The 19,597-nt window shown below is 57.9% G+C and carries 9 protein-coding genes; 4 read left to right on the top strand and 5 right to left on the bottom strand.

Features of this window, described 5'->3' with window-relative positions:
• Positions 1-18: 18 nt before the first annotated feature.
• The 5 genes from HWX69_RS02430 to HWX69_RS02410 all read right to left on the bottom strand — a co-directional run bounded on the left by HWX69_RS02430 (position 19) and on the right by HWX69_RS02410 (position 11,317).
• Positions 19-3,480 (bottom strand): ATP-dependent helicase, encoded by a 3,462-nt coding sequence (locus HWX69_RS02430; protein WP_178915494.1) that lies wholly within the window; start codon positions 3,478-3,480, stop codon positions 19-21.
• Positions 3,477-4,382, bottom strand: a complete 906-nt coding sequence (locus HWX69_RS02425) for a RecB family exonuclease (protein ID WP_178915493.1) — start codon at positions 4,380-4,382, stop codon at positions 3,477-3,479. Before HWX69_RS02425 ends, HWX69_RS02430 begins: the two co-directional genes overlap by 4 nt.
• Positions 4,379-6,439 carry a PD-(D/E)XK nuclease family protein gene (locus HWX69_RS02420; RefSeq protein ID WP_178915491.1) on the bottom strand — a complete coding sequence of 687 codons (2,061 nt, stop codon included), beginning with the start codon at positions 6,437-6,439 and terminating at the stop codon, positions 4,379-4,381. Before HWX69_RS02420 ends, HWX69_RS02425 begins: the two co-directional genes overlap by 4 nt.
• A 5-nt stretch (positions 6,440-6,444) precedes the next feature.
• Positions 6,445-8,565, bottom strand: coding sequence for a phospholipase D-like domain-containing protein (locus tag HWX69_RS02415; RefSeq protein ID WP_178915490.1), 2,121 nt, complete (start codon positions 8,563-8,565; stop codon positions 6,445-6,447).
• A gap of 64 nt (positions 8,566-8,629) precedes the next feature.
• Positions 8,630-11,317, bottom strand: a complete 2,688-nt coding sequence (locus tag HWX69_RS02410) for a Piwi domain-containing protein (protein WP_178915489.1) — start codon at positions 11,315-11,317, stop codon at positions 8,630-8,632.
• Between the two features lie 258 nt (positions 11,318-11,575).
• On the opposite strand from HWX69_RS02410, the gene HWX69_RS02405 reads away from it, so the two are divergent.
• From HWX69_RS02405 to HWX69_RS02390, 4 genes are all read left to right on the top strand, one after another.
• On the top strand, positions 11,576-13,252 hold the full coding sequence (locus HWX69_RS02405) for an AAA family ATPase (RefSeq protein ID WP_178915488.1): 1,677 nt from the start codon (positions 11,576-11,578) through the stop codon (positions 13,250-13,252).
• A 68-nt stretch (positions 13,253-13,320) separates the two neighbouring features.
• Positions 13,321-14,520 (top strand): DUF6361 family protein, encoded by a 1,200-nt coding sequence (locus HWX69_RS02400; RefSeq protein WP_178915486.1) that lies wholly within the window; start codon positions 13,321-13,323, stop codon positions 14,518-14,520.
• Positions 14,521-14,730: 210 nt separating this feature from the next.
• Positions 14,731-16,404, top strand: coding sequence for a phospholipase D family protein (locus HWX69_RS02395; RefSeq protein ID WP_178915485.1), 1,674 nt, complete (start codon positions 14,731-14,733; stop codon positions 16,402-16,404).
• A complete protein-coding gene (locus tag HWX69_RS02390; protein ID WP_178915484.1) occupies positions 16,397-19,591 on the top strand; it encodes a C-terminal helicase domain-containing protein in 3,195 nt (1,064 codons plus the stop codon). Before HWX69_RS02395 ends, HWX69_RS02390 begins: the two co-directional genes overlap by 8 nt.
• The last annotated feature ends 6 nt before the right edge of the window (positions 19,592-19,597 follow it).

The following is a 19,597-nucleotide window of genomic DNA, read 5'->3' as shown; positions in this document are numbered from 1 at the left end:
TCGGTAGGCTATCTTAGCTTACTCTTCAAACCCAGGACCGACCGTGAACGAGTCTGGTGCGCAGGTCAGTTGGTTGTGTTGGCACCACTGGCAGTGCTCGCCAGCCGTGTACCGGCTGTACGAGAACTCAGCAATGCGGTTCATTGACTCTGTCACGTCATCTCTGACTGCTTCTAGGTCGCCATCGTTGAACGTTCGAGATTCGATCTTCGGCCCAATCTCACCGACATAGGCGTATCCCGCCCGGGCGACGGGCTCATCGTACAGGTCACCACACGCTAACAGGTAGATCGGGAGTTGCTTATCGTCCTCCACGTCGCGGTGACGTTCGGTGGCCTTGTAGTCGATGACGAGGAGCTCGTCGTCTGGGGTTCGGTAGACGGCGTCGATGTAGCCGACGAGTTCGTGCCCGTCGATGTCGAGTTCGAACTCTCGCTCCGCATCGACGATCTCGTACCTGGGGAGGTCTAACTCGAAGTACCGGTCGATACACTGTTTCGCCGCCGGGAACGCGTCCTCGGCTCGGTTCTGACTGGCGAGGCGCTCACAGATTTCGTACCAGTCCTCACGCCGTTTCACATCTTGATTCGCGGCTTGCTCTGCGGTGTCGTGGAACAGCAATCCGATCTCACGTTGCGATACACCGTCCCCGGCATCGCTCGTGGATACCGTCTCTTGATAGTCGGCGAATGCGTTGACCACGTAGTCGAGGTAGTGGCTCCGCGGGCATTCTTCGTAGGCAGCCAATGACGTGTAGCTGTGCGAGAGCGACGGCGACGGTGTCGACGGGCCGGTCAACGACGTAACCTGGAGGGTCTCCCGCTCGGCTCTCGGTGAGAGCTCTCCGTTGAGGGTGGCTGTTGCGAGGTCTATCACGCGATCGCGCGCTGCCACGACTGTGAGTTCTTCTCCATCGTGATTGACGGCCCCACCGACGTGCCCGACGGTCTCGCTTGCCAGCGTGTCAGTCCAGTCTACCGCGTCCTCCGGAAGACACTCCTCGACGTCGGTCCAGAGCAGGAGTTTCCCGCGCTCTGGCTGCCACGGGATCCTGGGGGGTAGAATCCCGTCAACGGCCTCTGAAACCGGGTGTATGTCCGAAGCATCGTCGTCTTCTTCGCTGCCACCCTGTAGGACGAGGATGTCTTCGGCACGCGTAATCCCGACGTGGAACACGCGACGGGTTTCACGTGCATCCCGCTCGACGAAGTCCTCGGCGAACGCTGTCTCTGCGCCATCCGAGAGGCTGGTTTCGAGCGCGTCGTAGGTGCGTGAGCTCGGTGCCCACTCGTCGGCTGTGACTTGCGGGATGAGGACGACCGGGAAGTCCAGGCCCTTGCTCTTGTGGATGGTCATTACGTTGACCGCGTCGTCGGCGACGTCCGGCTGACTCGTGGGTGTCGAGCCACTCTCGTCGAACAGGGAGTCGTAGTGTTCGAGTGAGTCGATGAATTCTGGAGTGAGCGGTGGTTGGACGGCACTGTCCCCGTACTGTTCTATGACGTCTTCGAGTTGCGCGAGATCGCGGCGCTCCTGCTCGCTGAGGTACCACTCGATGTCTGTGATGTCCGTGAGTTCGCGGTACAGGTGGCTGAGCGACGCCGAATCCCGGATATCGAGGAGCTCCGTGACGTGCTCGCGGGCCTCTGCGACGCGGTCGGGCTCCTCAAACTCTTCGAGTGACGTCTCGCGGAGCGTGTCCACGAGAGGCTCTTCGCCCGCGTTGAGGGTACGGAGATCCGCATCGCAGAGCCGGTATCGCATCAGGAGGACGCGATTCCAGCTCACCTCGTCTTCGGGCCGTGCGAGCGCTTTCAGGTAGGCGGTCACGGTTCCGACGCCGACGGATTCCGTCGCCAGATCGCCAGCAACCTGGTACGGGATGCCGGCGTCCTCGAATTCCTCAATGACGGGCGTCGCGTGGTCGTTCTTCCGGACGAGTAACGCGATGTCACCTGGGTCGTACGCCTTATCGAGGTTCCCTGCTGCCCCGCTCAGCAAATTCTGGACGACGGTGCGAAGTTGGGTCGCGCCGTCATCGCCGTCTTCGTCCGGTAATTCGACGGTTGCGACGGTGTCGCCGTCGTATGCGGGTTCGTCGACGCGTTTCAGTGTCTTGTGTCGTTGCCGGTGATCGAGCTTCTGAATCGCCTCGTTCGCCAAGTCGAGGATTGGCTGTCGGGAGCGGAAGTTCTCCTCTAGTGGTTCGTCGGTGAGTGCCGCGAATACGCGGTCGAGTTCGTCAGTGATGTTGGCGACGTGTGCGCCGCGCCACTCGTAAATCGCTTGATCATCGTCACCGACGACGAACAGGTTGTCGTCGGTAACGAGTGACGTGACGAGGTCGAACTGGAGGCGGTCGGTGTCCTGGAACTCGTCACAGAACACGTAGTCCCACCGGTCGGCGATTTCCTCGCCGACCGGCGAAGCCATCAGTGCGGCCGTCTCCACGACAAGACCGTCGAAGTCGATGAGGTTCCGTTCGTCGAGTTCACGCTCGTACGCTGCGTACCCCGCAGTCAGGTCACGGGCCGTGAGACAGTCCGAGAGGAACGAGTCGAGATGATCTGTGAGTTCGAGGTCCAGATCATCTGGGATGCCTGTCGGCGCACCGCTCGCGTACCCTCCGAGCAGGTATTTCGGGAGCTTGTACGCGTTGTCCGGCAACTCCTGGCCACTTGCCTCGTGAGCTTCGAACGCCGTTTCCAGCTCGTCGCAAAGATCCACGAGGCGGTCGAGGAAGTCGCGTGCGCTGGCTTCGATACCGTCCGTCCCGAGCGCGTCGCGTTCAGCGACGAGGTCGGCACGCGCGTCTGGGAGCGAGTCCAGTACGCTCGACACGGACCGGCCACCTAGATGGTCGCTGGCAATAGCCTCAACGCGCTCCGAGAGGTCAGCGAGTTCGTAGACGCGGTCAGCAGGCCCGAGGAAGGCGTCGATGTCGTCGGGCGTGATGCCGCTGCGCTTCATCGCTCCGATGAAGTTGAGCAGCTTCGACGCGGCCCCTGACGCGTACCCATCGCTCCCGTATACGTTGGGTTTCACAGACCGGTACTTGATGTCGTCCAGGACGTCCAGCACGATGGCGTACTTCTCGGCGTCCGTGGCGACCTCGAAGTCCGGATCGATCCCGGCTTCGTACGCGTAGTCGGTGAGTATCTCGTTACAGATCGAGTGGTACGTGTACGCGTCGATGTCGTATCCCGCTGTCCCGAGCTTCGCGTTGAGCTTCTCCCGCATCGAGTCCGCGGCATTGTTCGTGAACGTTAACGCGAGAATTCGGTCCGGGGACACGTCCTCCTCATCGATGAGGTGCTCGATCTTCCGCACCATCGTGAACGTCTTCCCCGTCCCCGCACCGGCGAGCACACGCATCGGGTACGCGTCGGAATCGATGATCGTCTCTTGCTGGGGTTCCGGGGATACATCCTCTTCCGGGACCGGGTACCACGACGGGTAGTCATCACCGTCGTCGCTCATCGCCGCACCTCCGTCGACAGGCGATCCGCACACATCTCTCGATAGTCACAGTCCGGGCACGCCTCCTCGTTGAGGAGATTGAACGGTTCTGGCTCGTGGGCTCCGTTCGTGATTCCGTCGTGGGCGGCACGAATGAGCCTCCAAATCGTCTCGTAGTGGGCTTCGTAGATCTCCGTCGTTTCCCGCGGCCATCCACGCGCAGACACGTCATATCCAGACGCTGTGCTCTCGAACGACGTTTTGTTGAGGAGGCCGTAGAAACTGAACCTGACCTCCATCCCGTCCTCGTAGAACGGTTCGTTCTTCACGCCCTCGATGTACGTCGCCGTCTGGAACGCGTTCCGCACACGCTTCGGCTCGTGCGCCTCCCCGTCGAGGTGGTCGCCAAGGTACTCGGCTGTCCCGTCAGAGAGCATCCCGTGTGTTTTCCGCTTGTAATCGACGATGTGGAGCCCCTCGTCCGTCCGGATGACGTTGTCTGCTTTCCCGTGAAGCCCTCGACCATCTACTTCACATTCTACCCAGCACTCGGTTGTGATTGAGCGACGGGCGTGCTCGATGCCGACCCCGCCGTCAGGATCGAAGAACGACTCGATGGCAGCCAGATTCTCTGCGCGCTGATACTCCCGATGTGCTCGTGATTCGTAGTCGTCCGCGCTGCTGTGTTCGTCCCACTTCGCATCGAAAATCTGCATCGCCCGGTCGTGAATCACCGCTGGTGGGTCGTCGCGGTCGGTCTCATCACACGTGTCTTCGATAGTCTCGTGGTAAATCGTTCCCTGATTGAGGTAGAGTTCAGTCCTGTCTGGCGCGTTCACGTCCTGTACGTACCGGTAATCGTACAATCGCGGGCACGTCGCGTAGTTCGCTAGCCGCGACGGTGAGAGCGACTTCTGGCTCATCGTCGCACCTCCCCGTTAGCGAACTCGACACGCGCACGCAACGCCTTCCGGAGTTCCTCGCCCCGCGCCCCGCTCTTATCGAGTAGATCCTGAACCTCCCCGAGTTCCGCTTCCAGGTCGTCGAGCGACACCGTCACGTCCCGGCTGTTGGCGCGGCGCACCTCCGCGAGGGCGTCGTCGACGCGCGACAACAGGAAGTCCTCCGCTGCTTGCTCGCTCGTGATGTGTGGGTCGTCAGCTTCGGTGACCCACGACAGGCGCTCGTACGCCTCTGTGAGGAACCGTGACGCCTGCGCACGCTCTTCGAGCGCGGTGTCCTCGTACTCGTAGAGACAACAGTACAGGTGCTCGTCCGCAGCACCAGCCCCAACCGCCAGGCGTCGCCGCGCGTGTTCCGTGTGATACCGCGCGAACGGCCGACTCGACGCCGTGGACGTCGTCGGGAACGTCGCATCCACGTCCGGCGCGTCGAGTTCCGTTACACCAGGGTAGTCCGGCATCGATGCGACCCGCTCGGTCGGGAACAACCCTGTCAGGAACGGGTCACCCGGGTACTCGCCGTCGACGAGATTCACGAGAAAGACCGCGCGGAAGGACTCGTTCTTGATCGCTTGTAAGTGATCGACGCGGACACCGCCGTTGAGATCCGTCGCGCTCGTCTGGTTTTGTTGTGGTGCGTACTCGTGGGCGCGTTCGAGCATCTCTTCGAAGGACTCCCACGTCGCATCCACGAACTCGGTCTCTTCGAGGAACTCAGCCATCTGGAATGTCCGCCGGACGTTCCCGAACTGCGCCCGTGCATCTAACGGAGTCGAGCGCTCTGCAATTCGCTCTTTCAATCCCGAGTCTGTTGCCCACCAGCGGACCGCATCTTCGAGGCTGTCAATATCGCTGACGCGGTCTAAGCGCTCTGTATCGAGTTCCGGGCCACGGTCGGGTACCTCATCCTCCTCATCTGCGGCAAGATGTCTCACGACAGCGAGGAGTTCTCGGATCGCGGGGTCGTCACCGAACCCAGTGACGGTCGTCGATTCCGCCGGAATTCCGGTTCGTTCGAGCACTTCGATGGTGTCCGTAACAGTACTCCCACTTTGCTTTGTAGCAACAGCGATGTCGTCGTAATTCCAGTTTGGCTGCGCAACGAGTTCTTCGATCTCGTTGGCAACCTTGGCGAGTTGCTCGTCACTGGAGTCTGTAGCGAGGATCGAGACCGACCCTGCTTCCGGGTCTACCGGAACCGTTTCTTCGGCGAAATACGCTGCTGTGGCAGCCGGTCGCGTCGACGGTGCCTCCGATGCCCCGCGACGAGACCCGCTGAACGAGACATAGTCGGTGACTGGCCCAGACTCGACCCACGTACGGCGCACACTCGCGTTCTCTTCGGCGATACAGACGAGGTCGCAGTCGCCCGCGAGCGCGTCGAGATACGCGCGGTCAAGTGGGAAGAACTCCTCAAACTCGACTGCGAGCACCGCCTCGAAATCGACGACATCATCGCGGGCATCCCCTGAAAGGACATCGAGCGCTTCCGAGATGAGTTGCCCGCGTTCCATATGGCCGTGCTCGGCCAACCACTCGTGGAATGCGTCGAGCGCAGCCGTGATGTCGCGGAGTTCCGGGGTTTCCTCGGGCGTAATCGTCTGCCAGGAGAGCGTACCCATCACGGCGTCCACGTCCTTGATGAACGACGGCTGATCAGACGCCCGCTGGAGGTACTCCGTTTCCCACTCGTAGTCTGCGAGGAATCGGTGAAGGAGCTCTCGCCGTAGCGCGTCAGAGAGAATGACGCGGTCGTCGGTCTGGTTGAGGACGTCGGTCGCGTGCACCACGAGCGACGTCACGTACGGCGTCGCCGCACCAGGCAACTCCGTACCCAAGGCCTCCCGGAACGTGTCCGTACTCGTCGGCGCACCCGTGACGACGAGCACATCCTCAGAATCGCGCTCGTCGAGGAGCGTCCGGTATTCGTCCCGCGCTGTTCGTTCGACGTTTTCGCCCCCGAACGGTACCGTGACTAACGTCCCGTCGAATCGCCGGTGAGATGCGTGGTCAGACATGGCTGTTACCCTCGGACGAGCCGCGTGACCCGAGACAGAACACCGGTGTTGTTAGCCGCTGTTTCAGTGTCGCGTCGTGCATCTTCGATGACATGGGGCTCATCTATCCAATTCTGGAACCTGTTTGCGCTTTCAAACTGGACTGCCGGCCCGTAAATATTGGCCCGGATGTGGGCTGGCGTGGCCTTCTGAAACTCCCAGCACTGCTGCTGATCCAGATTTGCGGAGAAATCGGCGACAATCCGCCCGTCGTCCTTGAAATCGAGTTCACACAGCCCGTCGGATAGCGCACTGATCCACTTCCGTCGTCCTGGGTCGTGTTCCTGCTCGGCGGGTTTCTCCAGCGGCACGTACCCCGGTGGTTCCTTCTCAGCATACGCGTACAGCTCCGCGAACACGTCCCGAGCATCCGCGAGCCGATCCGACTGGTCTGGCAGCGAGATATCCCGCTGCAGGAACAGGTGAGCGAACCACGGGAACAAGTTACAGCTGTCCGCCTGACCCGCGATCTGCGCGGCGGCTTCCCGTTCGTCCTTCTCCAGTTCGGAGAAGTTGACGTTGAAATCCAGCGTCTTCATGCGGGTCCGGAGTTCAGATTTGGGTTTCGTCGAGTCGTTCGAGGAGAAGATGAACGTCGGCATCTGGATGGAGCCATCCCACTTCCCCTCCCAATACGACTTGATGATGTCCCGGTCGATCTTCGACTTCGCCACGTCGTCAACGATGTACGGGAAAACAGTGTCCGACGCACGAGCACGCTCGATGTTGTTTTTGACGAAATCGTCACCGGTCGTGACCTCCTGCACGTACCCGTTCGAGATGAGCCGCGCTCCGAACCGCAGGAACATTCCCTTCCCGCTGTCATTGTCGCCGTGAAGGAACAGGAACGGCAGGTCCTTGTCCAGTTCCGCAGATTCGTATTCGGCGTAGTGATGGGCGCAGTAGTTAGCGAACGGAGCCCAGCAGAAGTAGATGACACCCTCATAGAAGTGCGCCCGCGTTTCCTTCGTCGTTCGCGTTTCGCCGAACTCCCCGACCGTTTCGACGTACTGCTCGATCAGGTCGAGCGCGTCAGCGACTTCCTGCGGGTCATCCGGGAGTGGAGCTGATAATTCGAGGACTGAGTCGTCAACCCGCAACCCGACCGTCTTCTCTTTCTTATCGACGTTGAGGTCGGGATACCCGGTGAAGGTCTCTTTGTACCGTGCGATACCGGCGGGTGTCGCTACGATTTCCCCGTCGTTGATACGGATGTTATTGGCGGACAGCGTGTCGTCCAGATTCGAGATAGCGTCTTCGAGACCCTGCGGAGAGAGGCGCACACGCTTGTCCGGACTGATCTCTGTTGGGTCGGTATCCGTATCTTCGGCAGCGAACACCGCCTTCTCTGCTTCTTCGGCGTCGGTGACGACGTTGTACGTGTTGACTTGGTCGTCGTCAACCGCTTCGTCGAGCCGGGCGTTCAGCTCGGCGACCGGGTCGTCACTGAACTCGTCCCCGCCCAGCCAAATGTCGTAGATCTTCGCCTCTTCTTCTGCCGTGTCAGCGTCCTCGATCTCCTCGGTGAGGTCCTCCATGAACGGCGTCGCGTAGTCCTTGTGGAACGCGTAGAGCCGTTCGAACCACTCGTCGACAGGCGTGTCCCCGTCGGTACGCCAGGCCATGTTGACGTTGGTTTGTTTGCTCCCTTGCCAGGCCTGCTTGGAGAGATTCGCCGACCCACAGATGAGTGTACGAGACCCGTCCTGATTCTCGACGATGTAGAGCTTCGTGTGGAGGAGGACGCGCGCGGAATCGACGGTGTGGATGAGGAGATCGCCGTCTCGTCGCAGTGATTCCAGTTGCGCGGCGATTTTCTTCGCGTTGTTCGTGTTCTTCAGCGACCGCCGGTAGTCATCGTGCTGATTGTCCCCGACGATGACCTCCAGTGAGTCTACTGCGAGGTCCTGGTTCTGAAACATCTTGTAAATGAATGCAGGGGACTGACTGTACGTGACGCAGTAGACGTGCTGGGCGTCACCGAAGTAGTTCAGGAAGCTGTCCCATGATTTGTCGGCAGCCATCTCCAGGTCGGCGGTGCTGCCGTCATCGAACTCGACCGTTGCTTCAAATTCAGTCTTGGTCATGCGAGGGTTACCGGTGTGTCGACGGATGCGTGAGTGGTTGGGGGGGATCTGTGCTGGCGCATGGTCAGATGTACGGGACGCCGCGGATGACGCTCCCCTTGGTGAGATAGCCCTTCATGGCGAAGTCGGCGCACTTGTCGGCATAGTACGTGGTGATGGGAAGCCGGGTGGAGCGGCTCAGCGACCCGACGTGCGCCTCAGACAGCCAGTAGGTTTGCTCCGCGAGCGTGTCGAGGTCTGTCGATCCGTGGCGTTTCACGATCTGTAACGGCCGCGGCGTGCCTGGACTGCCCTCCTTCCCACCGGTCGTGGTCAGGTAGGAATGGTCGCCGTTGTGGACGTGGAAGGCGACGCCTTTGTCCGCGATGTCGAACCGTGATTTCGATTCGTCGTACTCGGCGATGCGGGGGTTCCCGGATTTCCGGATCTCGACGAGGTCGAACCGCTGGATGAGATCGCGGGCTTTGTCGAGACGGTTGATGAGGCTCTCGACGTCGAGGTAGAACTTCCCGTCCCGATGGATGACCACGTGCCGGGGCGGTCGGCCTTCCTCTTCGGCGAAGATTTCCAGGACGTGCTTGATGACGTTCGCTACGTCGTCCTCGTCGAACGTCTCGCCAGCCTGCTTCGTGACGGCCTCGGACGCGAGGATGGTTCCGTCGGCCATGATGACGTTCGCGGCCGCGCCGAGGTGTTGCTTGGTCGCGTGGTCGTAGGTCACGTCGAGGCCGACGAACGCGTCAACGTCCCCCGGGACGTCGTCGATTCGCCACGGCACGCCGCCCGCTTTCCCGATGAGAGACGAGCAGATGTTCCCGCGGTAGTTGTCGTTGCCGAGATTGTCGACGGAGATCATCTGACTCGGCACGCCGAGTTGTCCGAGCCGCCGTTTGAACTCGGGGTACGGGTCGTCGTAGTCCGCTGCTGCGGCCTCGTCTGCATCCGGCACGACGATCAGTGCGGCATCGTAGTCACTCGCTTTCTGCGCGTGCTGGGAGTAATGGAACTCCGAGCCGAGTTCATACGTCTCTTCGTCGAATGCTGTCGGACTCGCGCCGTAGTCTGCGAGTTTATTGAGCAGCGTGAGGACGTACCGGTGAGCCGGATCTTTCTCTTCCTCGGGATACAGCGCGATGATGTCGAACGACTTCGGGGGCTTGTACACGCCGTACCCCTTTCGTTCGAGCCCCCCGGCACCGTAGAATCCGGTCCGTCCATCCCCGAAGCGAAGATTCGGTCGGTTCCGTATCTGGTGTTCTCGGTACCCGGTGTTCGTGGGCTGGGTGACCGGGTCGAAGCCGAAGTACGGGGTCGGGCCGAGCAGGTCGACAAACGATGTGACGACGTTGAACCGTTCTTCGGGTTTCATCCGGCTCTCGTTGTGGATGACGTCCAGGAACGCGTCATCGACGCGGCCTAACTGGTCGAACGTCGGGATGACCTTGCAGTACGCCAGGAGTTGCGGGAAGATCGAATCCTCGCCGCTTCCGTACTGCAGATCAGCGATGATCGGGTCGCCGGCCCGCATCGAGTCGATGACCTCCTGCTCGACGTACTTCTCGTGGTACTCCGACATCGGGACCCCTGGCCCGTCCAGCACATCGTCGTAGTCCATATCGATGATCTCCTTGACCGTCGCCGTGCGAGCACTGTCGTACAGATCCGTGTCGTGCTCGACAGTCACCTCGGCGATATCGTGTCCACGCCGCACCCACTCGGCCGCAGAGAATGTCGATTCTAGATGGTACGCGACGTTCACGCCGCAAATCACGGTCCCGTCAGCATCGACGCGAATCCGGCACTTGTACTTCCGATAGGCTTCGAACAACCCGCTGTTCGCGGTTCGCTGCGGGGTGGGCTCGATGATCGAATCGATCCCGGACACCTCGAAGCGACCAGCAACGGCTCGTTTCACGTCCTGCTTGACGAACTCCTGGAGTGGTCCGTCGTCCGTGTACGAACGCGCTTCCAGTGTCGTCTCGCCTTGGTGCACCGGCTTGACGGTGTACCCGTGAATCGAGATCGTACCGTGGAGTTTCTCGGTCGCGTAGATACGCCGCCGGGACGTATCGGCCGTCGTCACAGGACTCCCTGTCCGTGACTGGTAGTAGTTCGCCGCTTTCGCCGTGAACCCCTCAATCCCGTTCGTGAAATCGTCAGGGTCGATCCCGCCACTCCCAGTCGCCCGGAGTTCGTACTCGTGGACCGGTAGCTCCGGCAGCGACCCGAGTTCGAACTGCAGCAAGTAGTTTCCGTCCGAGAGCGGCTGTTGATGCAGGAGCTCACCGCCACCATCAGCCGTCGGGCGCGAACTACCATCGACCTCGCTTCCGCGAACGAATTCCTCGTGATCGGACGCATCCGATGTCGCCGCGGCAGCACCACTCGGACTCCTCTCCGTTGCCTGCTCGACCGGTTCTTCCGAGGGTACACTACCGGGAGACTCGTCGTTCCCGGCAGTTGCGGGAGGGTCGTCTAACAGCGTGACGGTGAGGTCATACCCCGGATTGAGTTGCATCTCGCCCCGGAACTCGTTCCCGACGACGTTTCCTAGGAGATACCACTCCCCGATCTCCCACTCGAAGTCCGCGACGTCGTTATTGTGGAATACTGTCAGATCTACTGCTGCGCCGTCGACGTCCTCCAGATGGATTTTCCGAGCGATGGCATCGTGCTCCCACTCGTCAATCCCCGTGACGCGCAGCGCGATGTCGATCTCTTTCCCATCCTCGATATCGGCCTTGACTGCCATCTACGCCCACCAACGGACGCCCAGAATAAATAGGTTTCCACTAGGCGAATCTCAAACACGGTAAATCAACTTTAGCGGTAATGAACTCCAAGAAAGCGTCCCGGGCGTGCCAATGAGGCATTTCTGAGGGAGTATCGGACGACACCGAGGATCGGAATTCTGCTACACTGGGTCTGAGAGACAGCAAAACTATAGTAGAATCTGAATAGCGACATTGGGATGCGTGAATATTTGTACTAGCCCATATTAATCGTCTCTATGCTTGGGACAGGGAGCGCAGAAGAGTTCATCGACGACGCCGAACACCACAACCAGTGGTGGAGTGACGGCACCTCTCCAGAACTCTCACAAGCCACAGACCTTACTCCTCGATCTGATTTCCACCGCGTTCTTAAAACGACGAATACCCACTACACTGACGGCGTTGAGAGCCTCGTCTACGCAATTCATGGCCAGACCGGTATCGGCAAAACCACCCTTCTTCACCAACTCGTCGCAGCGCTCCTCAACACGACCGACTTCCCCCAGCAAAACACAGACCTCGAACTCACCTCCGCAATCGAACCGCGGCAAATACTCTATATCCCCTTAGAAGACTCCCTTTACCAGCTCGAACGCGCAGGCGACGGCATCAAACGTCTCAGCCAGGTCATCGACTACTTCCAGACGCACGTCGCACCCCGTCAAGGACATAAGTTCATCCTCCTTGACGATGTCCAAGCCCTTGACCTCGACGAGGATCGGAAAGCGGAGCTACTCGACGTCGTCGACGAGGATACGTATCTATTTCTGACCGGTATCGTCGCATCTCAAGTTAATCTCTCCACGACCAAATCCGCCGACACCGTCGAGGAATTCGAATTGTGGCCGATTCTCCCGATGAAATTCATCGACACTGTTCAAATCGGCGCAGGCCTCGGCGTCGATCTCGATGACGAATTCCGAACCCGGCTCGAACAGTACCAGTCATCAGACTTAGATGGGCCATCGCCGATCAAGACGATTCGAACCGGGCTGTCCGGAAGAGATTCCGAAATCAGTCTCGACACTGCAGTTGAGACTCTCTCAGAACTCTGCTTCGGCATCTTCGACGCGGACGACTGCGATAATCTTCACGACGCCGCGCGCGCATACCTGCGCACGGGCGGCACTCTCCATCAGACAGACGACCTAACGATTCGGAACGAACTCTCCAAATCTCACTTCCTACTCTTCCTGTATAAAGAGCTCGCCAAGTACCGGTCCATCCAACAACCCGAAAACCTCCACCGCCTCAGCGCTATCGCTGCCACCAACGCCGGTGAAGAACTCCAGTACACAGCCCTCAGCGACCAGATCGGCGTCGACAGGCGAACCGTCGATAGCTACCTCGATGTTCTTGATGAGGGGATCGCTGTCACTGAATCGCACGACTACTCCCTGCGACGCTACCGCCGCACCCGATTGTACCTCCGGAACCCACGTCACCTCGTCCTTCTCTCCCAACGACAGGAACACCACGGCTTCGAAGGCTACGATCAGCAAGACACGCTCAACCACGAATTCGAGTACAAACTCGCCCGCACTGTCGCGTTCGACCACGCCAAACGCCTCGCATACACCGTCGGAGCATACGACGTCGAATACACAGAAACCGAATCCGGTCTCGTCGACTACATCCTTCACCGCAACGGACACGTCCTCCCCTTCATCCTCTCCTACCATCCACATACTGGCAACGCCGAAACAATCGCCAAAGACTTCGATCCTGACTCCGGCCAGCATACCGAATCCGCCAGCGAAGATCTTCGAGACTTGGACTACCAGGCACCGTACCGGTTCGTCATCACCGACAGTCTACCAAAGACTATCAGAGAAAACCAGTCATTGGTAGTCAAGACGGACGATACTACTCTTTGCTATCTGCCGTTCTGGTTGTTCTTACTCATTTGCTGAGTCCCGAAATAGTCTCTTGGCCAAAAATCTATATTCTATCAATGTTACGACTAACGCACCACCGACTAATGGAATCGACTATCTCCTGGCTGGATACCACGACCGAGCAACAGGAAAACACACTCGACTTACTGGACAAATTTCGCCGGCGGGACACGAGGGATGAACTCGGGTTTGGTCGCATCCGAGACTCGTTTTCGAACCTGTTCTTCCCAGGAACATCAACAATTCAGACCCGGGTTCGGTATTTTCTATTTATACCCTGGATCTACGCTGAGGTTCAGCAACGAGATCCACCGCCAGATGAGTTCCCCGACACGATTCGTCGGTACGAACAACGCCTGATTCGAGGGCTCCTCCGAGGCGGCGAAGCCGAAGGCGTGATCGGTAGAGAAGCAAAAGAAGACCTCAGTCGGATGCCTAGTACCATCTACTGGGGAGGGTTACGCAGCTGGGATATTCTTCGATTTAACGGCTCGAAATCAGAGTACCATGCCCGCATCCGACGCAACAAAACCAGCGGGTCGGATGTGCGTACACTACTCGAATCGAACTCTGCAATACAGGAATCGGCGTGGCACAAAGGACTTCCAGATGCACCAGAATCATTCCCCCAAGAGGCATCGTTCAACCTACGCGAAACGGAAGCGAATTACCTCCACGACCGCATCATTGAGAGTCACCCCGACTCGCTACTGGCACGACTGTTACGACTAGGCGAACCGCTTCCCAACGTCGATTTCCCCTGGGAAGCGCCCCAGTTTACCGATCTTAGTGACAGGCACCAGGTCTACTTGCTGCATGCACAGAACTTCTCGGAAATCAGCCACGGAGCGGTTCTCCTCTACAACCTGATGCTGGCAGAGAAAAGCGAGGCAGACGACTTACAACAGGAATATATGACTGACCTCTCCGAGTGGCGAGAAATGATAACCGCTCGCAACACGGCGTTTCAGGACTGGTCTCTCAACGAATTCTGGTCAATCGTCGAACAGACGGCTGGGCAAATACCGCAGCGAACTCGGTCGTTTGTCACGGAGTGGATCAAGATCATTCGTGAGAACCCGACAGAGCTGTGGGATCAGTCTGAGGCCCGCCGACTCATTAGTCGGCGTGAGTTACAGTTGAAAGGTCGACGCGCCCGACTCCATCACGCGGACGCGCTCCGGCTTTGGAACGACGGGGCTGGACTGGGCCGGCTCGGATACCGGTGGCCCGTGGCTCGAAGCCACCTCAACGATATCATCAGCAACATGGAGGTCCGATAATTGCTTTCCCCGCAGAATCGTCTGGTCCTCCATGATGCAATCCAACCCCCCCAGGGATTCGAGTTAGCGGCCCTTATCGGGACGACGTACACGCTCGATTTAGGTGCATTGCTGTCTCTCCCGCTCGCATTCGTCTCACACGGATCTGATGACAACTACGACCCGACTGAGGAGAACAGTGTCGATATTCTACATGCGCTTTGGGACACTATGGACCGGATCTATGTCTTTTGCGAGCAGGGACGCATCAAAGGACCGCAAAGTGCCAGCGACCTCTATGGATACGCTGAAGACAGTATTATTGAAGTAGCTCCGCCTACTAACGGGTCATTCCACCCGAAGGTCTGGGTAGCGAAGTACACTGCTCCGAATCAACCAGCCCGCTACCGATTTCTCTGTCTTAGCCGGAACTTGACGTTCGATAGTTCTTGGGATGTGATCTTAAATCTCAACGGCGAACTCACCGATCGTCAGTATGCCTTCGCAGATCAGCATTCGCTCGGCGAATTCTGGGACCAACTCCCCGACTTCGCAGCAACGACGGTTCCAGCGGCACTGGAAGACACGATTGATGAAATAGCACACGAAATTCGCCGGGTTCGATTCGAATCACCAGCCGACGTCGAAGAGGTACAGTTCCACCCCTTGATCGAAGGTGATACCTCACCTTTCCCGGAGTCATACTCTGACATCGCAGTCGTTTCCCCATTCCTCTCACCGAGTCGATTAGAAAAATTGGAACAATCGAGTCGTGACTCAATCTTGGTGTCTCGCCTCAACGAATTAGACACTCTTGACCGAAGTACGATTGATGCGTGGTCGTCAGTATACGGTCTCGCAGCTGGTGCCATCCCTGAGAAGGCTGACGGTGCTCCGGAAGACGAACCAGCCCTCGTGGAAGAATGGTCCGTTACTGACCGCACCGAACTCATGGGCCTACACGCGAAGATTTTCGCTCTAGATCAAGGGTGGGATACAAGTCTATTCATCGGATCGGCGAATGCGACTGCGGCCGCGTTCAGACATAACATCGAGTTTCTCACCGAACTCAAAGGCAAAAAACACGATCTTGGTACACCGGCATTATTCCCCGATGACGCAATAACCGACGCGGATGGATCAACGTCAGGAACACCTGACAAATTCATCGAATTACTCGTCGAATACGACCCCGAAGAAGAGGAAGAGACTGACACGGACGAAACCACACTCGAACATCACTTGGAACATATCCGTACCGCTATCCTCGATATGACGATAGACGTCCAGGCTCAGCACTGTGACGATGGATACTACCTCTCACTCACGACCCCGGAACCTTTGGATATTGAGACTGGGGTCGGCGACGTGGAAGTCGTTTGCTGGCCGCTCTCGGTGCAGAACACGCAGAAGCAGATTTCCGTCACGGAACCGGTTGAAATGGAATTCGGACCACTCGCCAAGCATTCACTGACTCAACTGTTTGCATTCCAGTTGCGTGTCACGGACGGAGACGAGACAAGACAGACGCGATTCGCTCTCAAAGTCCCGATAACAGGACTGCCTGAAGATCGGAATCAAGCAATTATGCAGGACATCCTCTCAGACCCGGAGCGATTTCTTCGACTCCTTTCCCTGCTCCTAGACTGGGACTCCCCAACCGATATTACAGACACTGGTGAACACTTTTGGAACGACGACTCAAATTACACATCGACATCAGGAGCAGGCCCGCCATTGTTGGAACTCCTCGTCGAAACATTGGAGAAAAATCCATCCCGGATCACCCAGCTAGAACAACTGCTCAGGGACTTAGAAACGGACGAGACATCACTCCCATCCGAGTTGAACTCGCTGTTGGAAACTGTACTCGCTGCGCATCGGAGGTTGCAACCGGATGACTGACCAGAACCGCCCGGATCCAACAGAGGTCCTCTCGACGCTCAAGGACTTCCAATCGAAGACGACGAAATACGCGTTTCAACGTCTCTACGAGGATGATGATTCGAGCGGCCGGTTCCTCGTGGCTGACGAAGTCGGGCTCGGGAAAACACTCGTCGCCCGTGGTGTGATTGCGCTGGCGATTGACCATCTGTGGAGCGACCTCGATCAAATCAACATCGTCTACATCTGCTCAAACAGTGATATCGCTCGCCAAAACATCGACCGACTTGCCTTGACCGAGCGAACAGAATTGGCAGGCCGGCTCACACTCCACCCTCTCTACGCTCACAAATTCCGAGAGCAGAAAGTCAACTTCTTCTCGTTCACACCTGGCACATCACTAGACCTAAAATCGAGCCTCGGCCGCATGGAAGAACGAGTTCTTCTGTATCACTTGCTTCAGGATCCGTGGGAGTTCAGTGGGAAAGCCCCAATGAATGTTCTTCAAGGATACGCCTCGGTGGATCGGTTCCGTCGTGCAATCCGGAATTTCAACGACCATATCGACGAGACAATCCACCAGCAGTTCATCGACCGCCTCGCTGAACGGACAGCCCTCCACGAGGAATTCGAAGCACTATGTGACGTATTCAGCCAATACAACAGCCGAGTCACCGACTCGCAACGACAGCGACGCGCCGAGTTAGTCGGCGAACTGAGAGCATTACTCGCCGAGTTGTGCGTACAGGACTTACAGCCCAACCTAATCATTCTTGACGAATTCCAGCGGTTCCGACACCTGCTCGAATCAGGTGAGGACGAACATGAACTCGCTCGCCGACTCTTCAACTACAGCGACGGCCGATCAGAAGCCAAGCTCCTCTTACTCTCTGCCACTCCGTACAAGATGTACACGACGTACGACGAACCGGATGAAGACCATTACAAGGAATTTCTGCAAACAATCGAGTTTCTCGCCACTGAGGAGAACTACGAGCGGATTAATGACTTGCTCACCGAGTACCGACGTGGGCTCTATTATGTGGATCAGGAGGGAACAGACGCCGTTCTCGACGTCAAAGACGAACTTCAGAACCGTCTCTGCCGAGTGATGGCGCGAACCGAACGGTTAGCACAGTCGCAGGATCGGAACGGCATGCTTACGGAAATCCGTTCAACGTCACCGACGATTCTCCCCCAGGACATTGAGGCGTATGTAAAAACACAGCATCTCAGCCGCCAGGTCGGTGGGCAAAACACCCTCAACTACTGGAAATCCGCGCCGTACCTCCTCAACTTCATGGACGACTACAAAGTGCGTGATCAACTTGATGACGCACTCGCCTCGTCAAATCTGGATCAGGATGTCACTCGCAAACTCGCTGAGACTACACCGTACCTCCTTGACTGGGACGACATCCACCACTACAACGAACTTGACGCGCAGAATTCCCGACTCCGGTATTTATGGAATGACGTTATTGACACCGGCCTGTGGAAGTTGCTCTGGCTTCCCCCGTCGATCCCGTACTACACGTTCGGCACTCCGTTTGATGACCCTGGGCTTCAGGCTACCACGAAACGACTTATTTTCTCCCACTGGAGAGTCGTCCCGAAAACTATCGCTTCACTAACGAGCTACGAAGCCGAACGCCGCATCACGACAGCCGCTCACCCAGACGCGACCTACGACTCCAATAACCGAAGTACTCGCGGGAACCTCCTTCGAATCACTGAGGACTCCGACGACCGACTGACCGGACTACCACTGTTCACCCATCTCTACCCGAGTACTGTTCTTGCGACAACTGCCGATCCCCTCGACCTCTCACGTAACCACCATAACGATGATACCCAACCACTATCAGTCGTACTCAACAAAGTTCGCACACAAGTCGAGACCCAGCTCGAACCCATTCTTGACAATGTATCCCCGGATCCCGAAGACGCCGTAGACGAACGATGGTACTGGATAGCCCCCCTTCTTCTGGACCGAGAACATCATCCGGATGCCGCGGACTGGATCCACCAAGAATCACTCGTAGATGATTGGATGCCAAACTCACTCGTCACTGGTGACACGGCCCCAGAGTACTGGGCAGACCACGTCGAAGCCTTCCGCGACCTCTCCACGACCTCCGAGTCCCTTGGTACACCACCTGATGACTTACCACATGTCCTCGCACAGACCGCACTCGGCAGTCCTGGCATCTGTAGTCTGCGTGCGCTCTCTCGCGTCGTTGACGACGAATCCGTCAAAAATCCATCTATCCGAACCACTGCCTCACGCGTCGCCTGGGCCTTTAGGTCACTCTTCAACCTACCTGAAACCACGAGCCTCCTCCGTTACCTTATCGACAACCAATCCTACTGGCGGCAGGTCCTCGAATATAGCGTTCATGGAAATCTCCAAGCGGTTCTCGACGAATACGCACACCTCCTCTTTGACATAGGGTACGAAGAGTTATCACCGGCGACCGCAGCAGAGAAAGTCGGAGAGCGTATAATCACCGCCGTCGGGCTACGGACTACGACGACTGCTCTCGACCAGTTCCATGTTAACGACGGCGAAGCAACGACGACACGCAAACGTCTTCGAACCAGATTCGCCTTGCGGTTCGGTGACGCTCCTGCGGCTGATGTTTCTGAAACTACGCGTGAAGACGACGTTCGAGAAGCGTTTAATTCCCCATTCTGGCCGCACGTTCTCGTCTCAACCTCAATTGGCCAGGAAGGTCTCGACTTTCATCCATACTGCCACGCCGTCGTGCACTGGAACCTCCCACGTAACCCCGTAGATCTAGAACAGCGGGAAGGCCGCGTCCACCGATTTAAAGGCCATGCCGTCCGCAAGAACCTCGCATCTACCTACCACACAGCTGGCCTTACCACAGAACGAGGTGATCCCTGGCAATCGATGTTCTCCCACGCTGCAGCTGACCACGAATCAGATCACTCAGCCGTCGTTCCATATTGGATTTTCAATGGTGACGGCGTCGCACAAATCGAGCGACATCTTCCTTTCCTCCCCTATACCAGTGAAGCGCAAACAGTCGACCACCTGAAACGAAGTCTCGTCATTTACCGAATGGCTTTCGGCCAACCCCGACAAGAGGACTTAATCGAGTTCCTTGGTAACCGACTTTCAGCAGATCAAATCGAAACACTCGCCGACGACCTGATTCTGAACTTAGAACCACCACGGTAGTGCACC

This window comes from Natronomonas gomsonensis, assembly GCF_013391635.1.
Classification (GTDB): domain Archaea; phylum Halobacteriota; class Halobacteria; order Halobacteriales; family Haloarculaceae; genus Natronomonas; species Natronomonas gomsonensis_A.
Note: the sequence above shows the minus strand (reverse complement) of the source record. Positions and strands in the feature narration are given on the sequence as shown.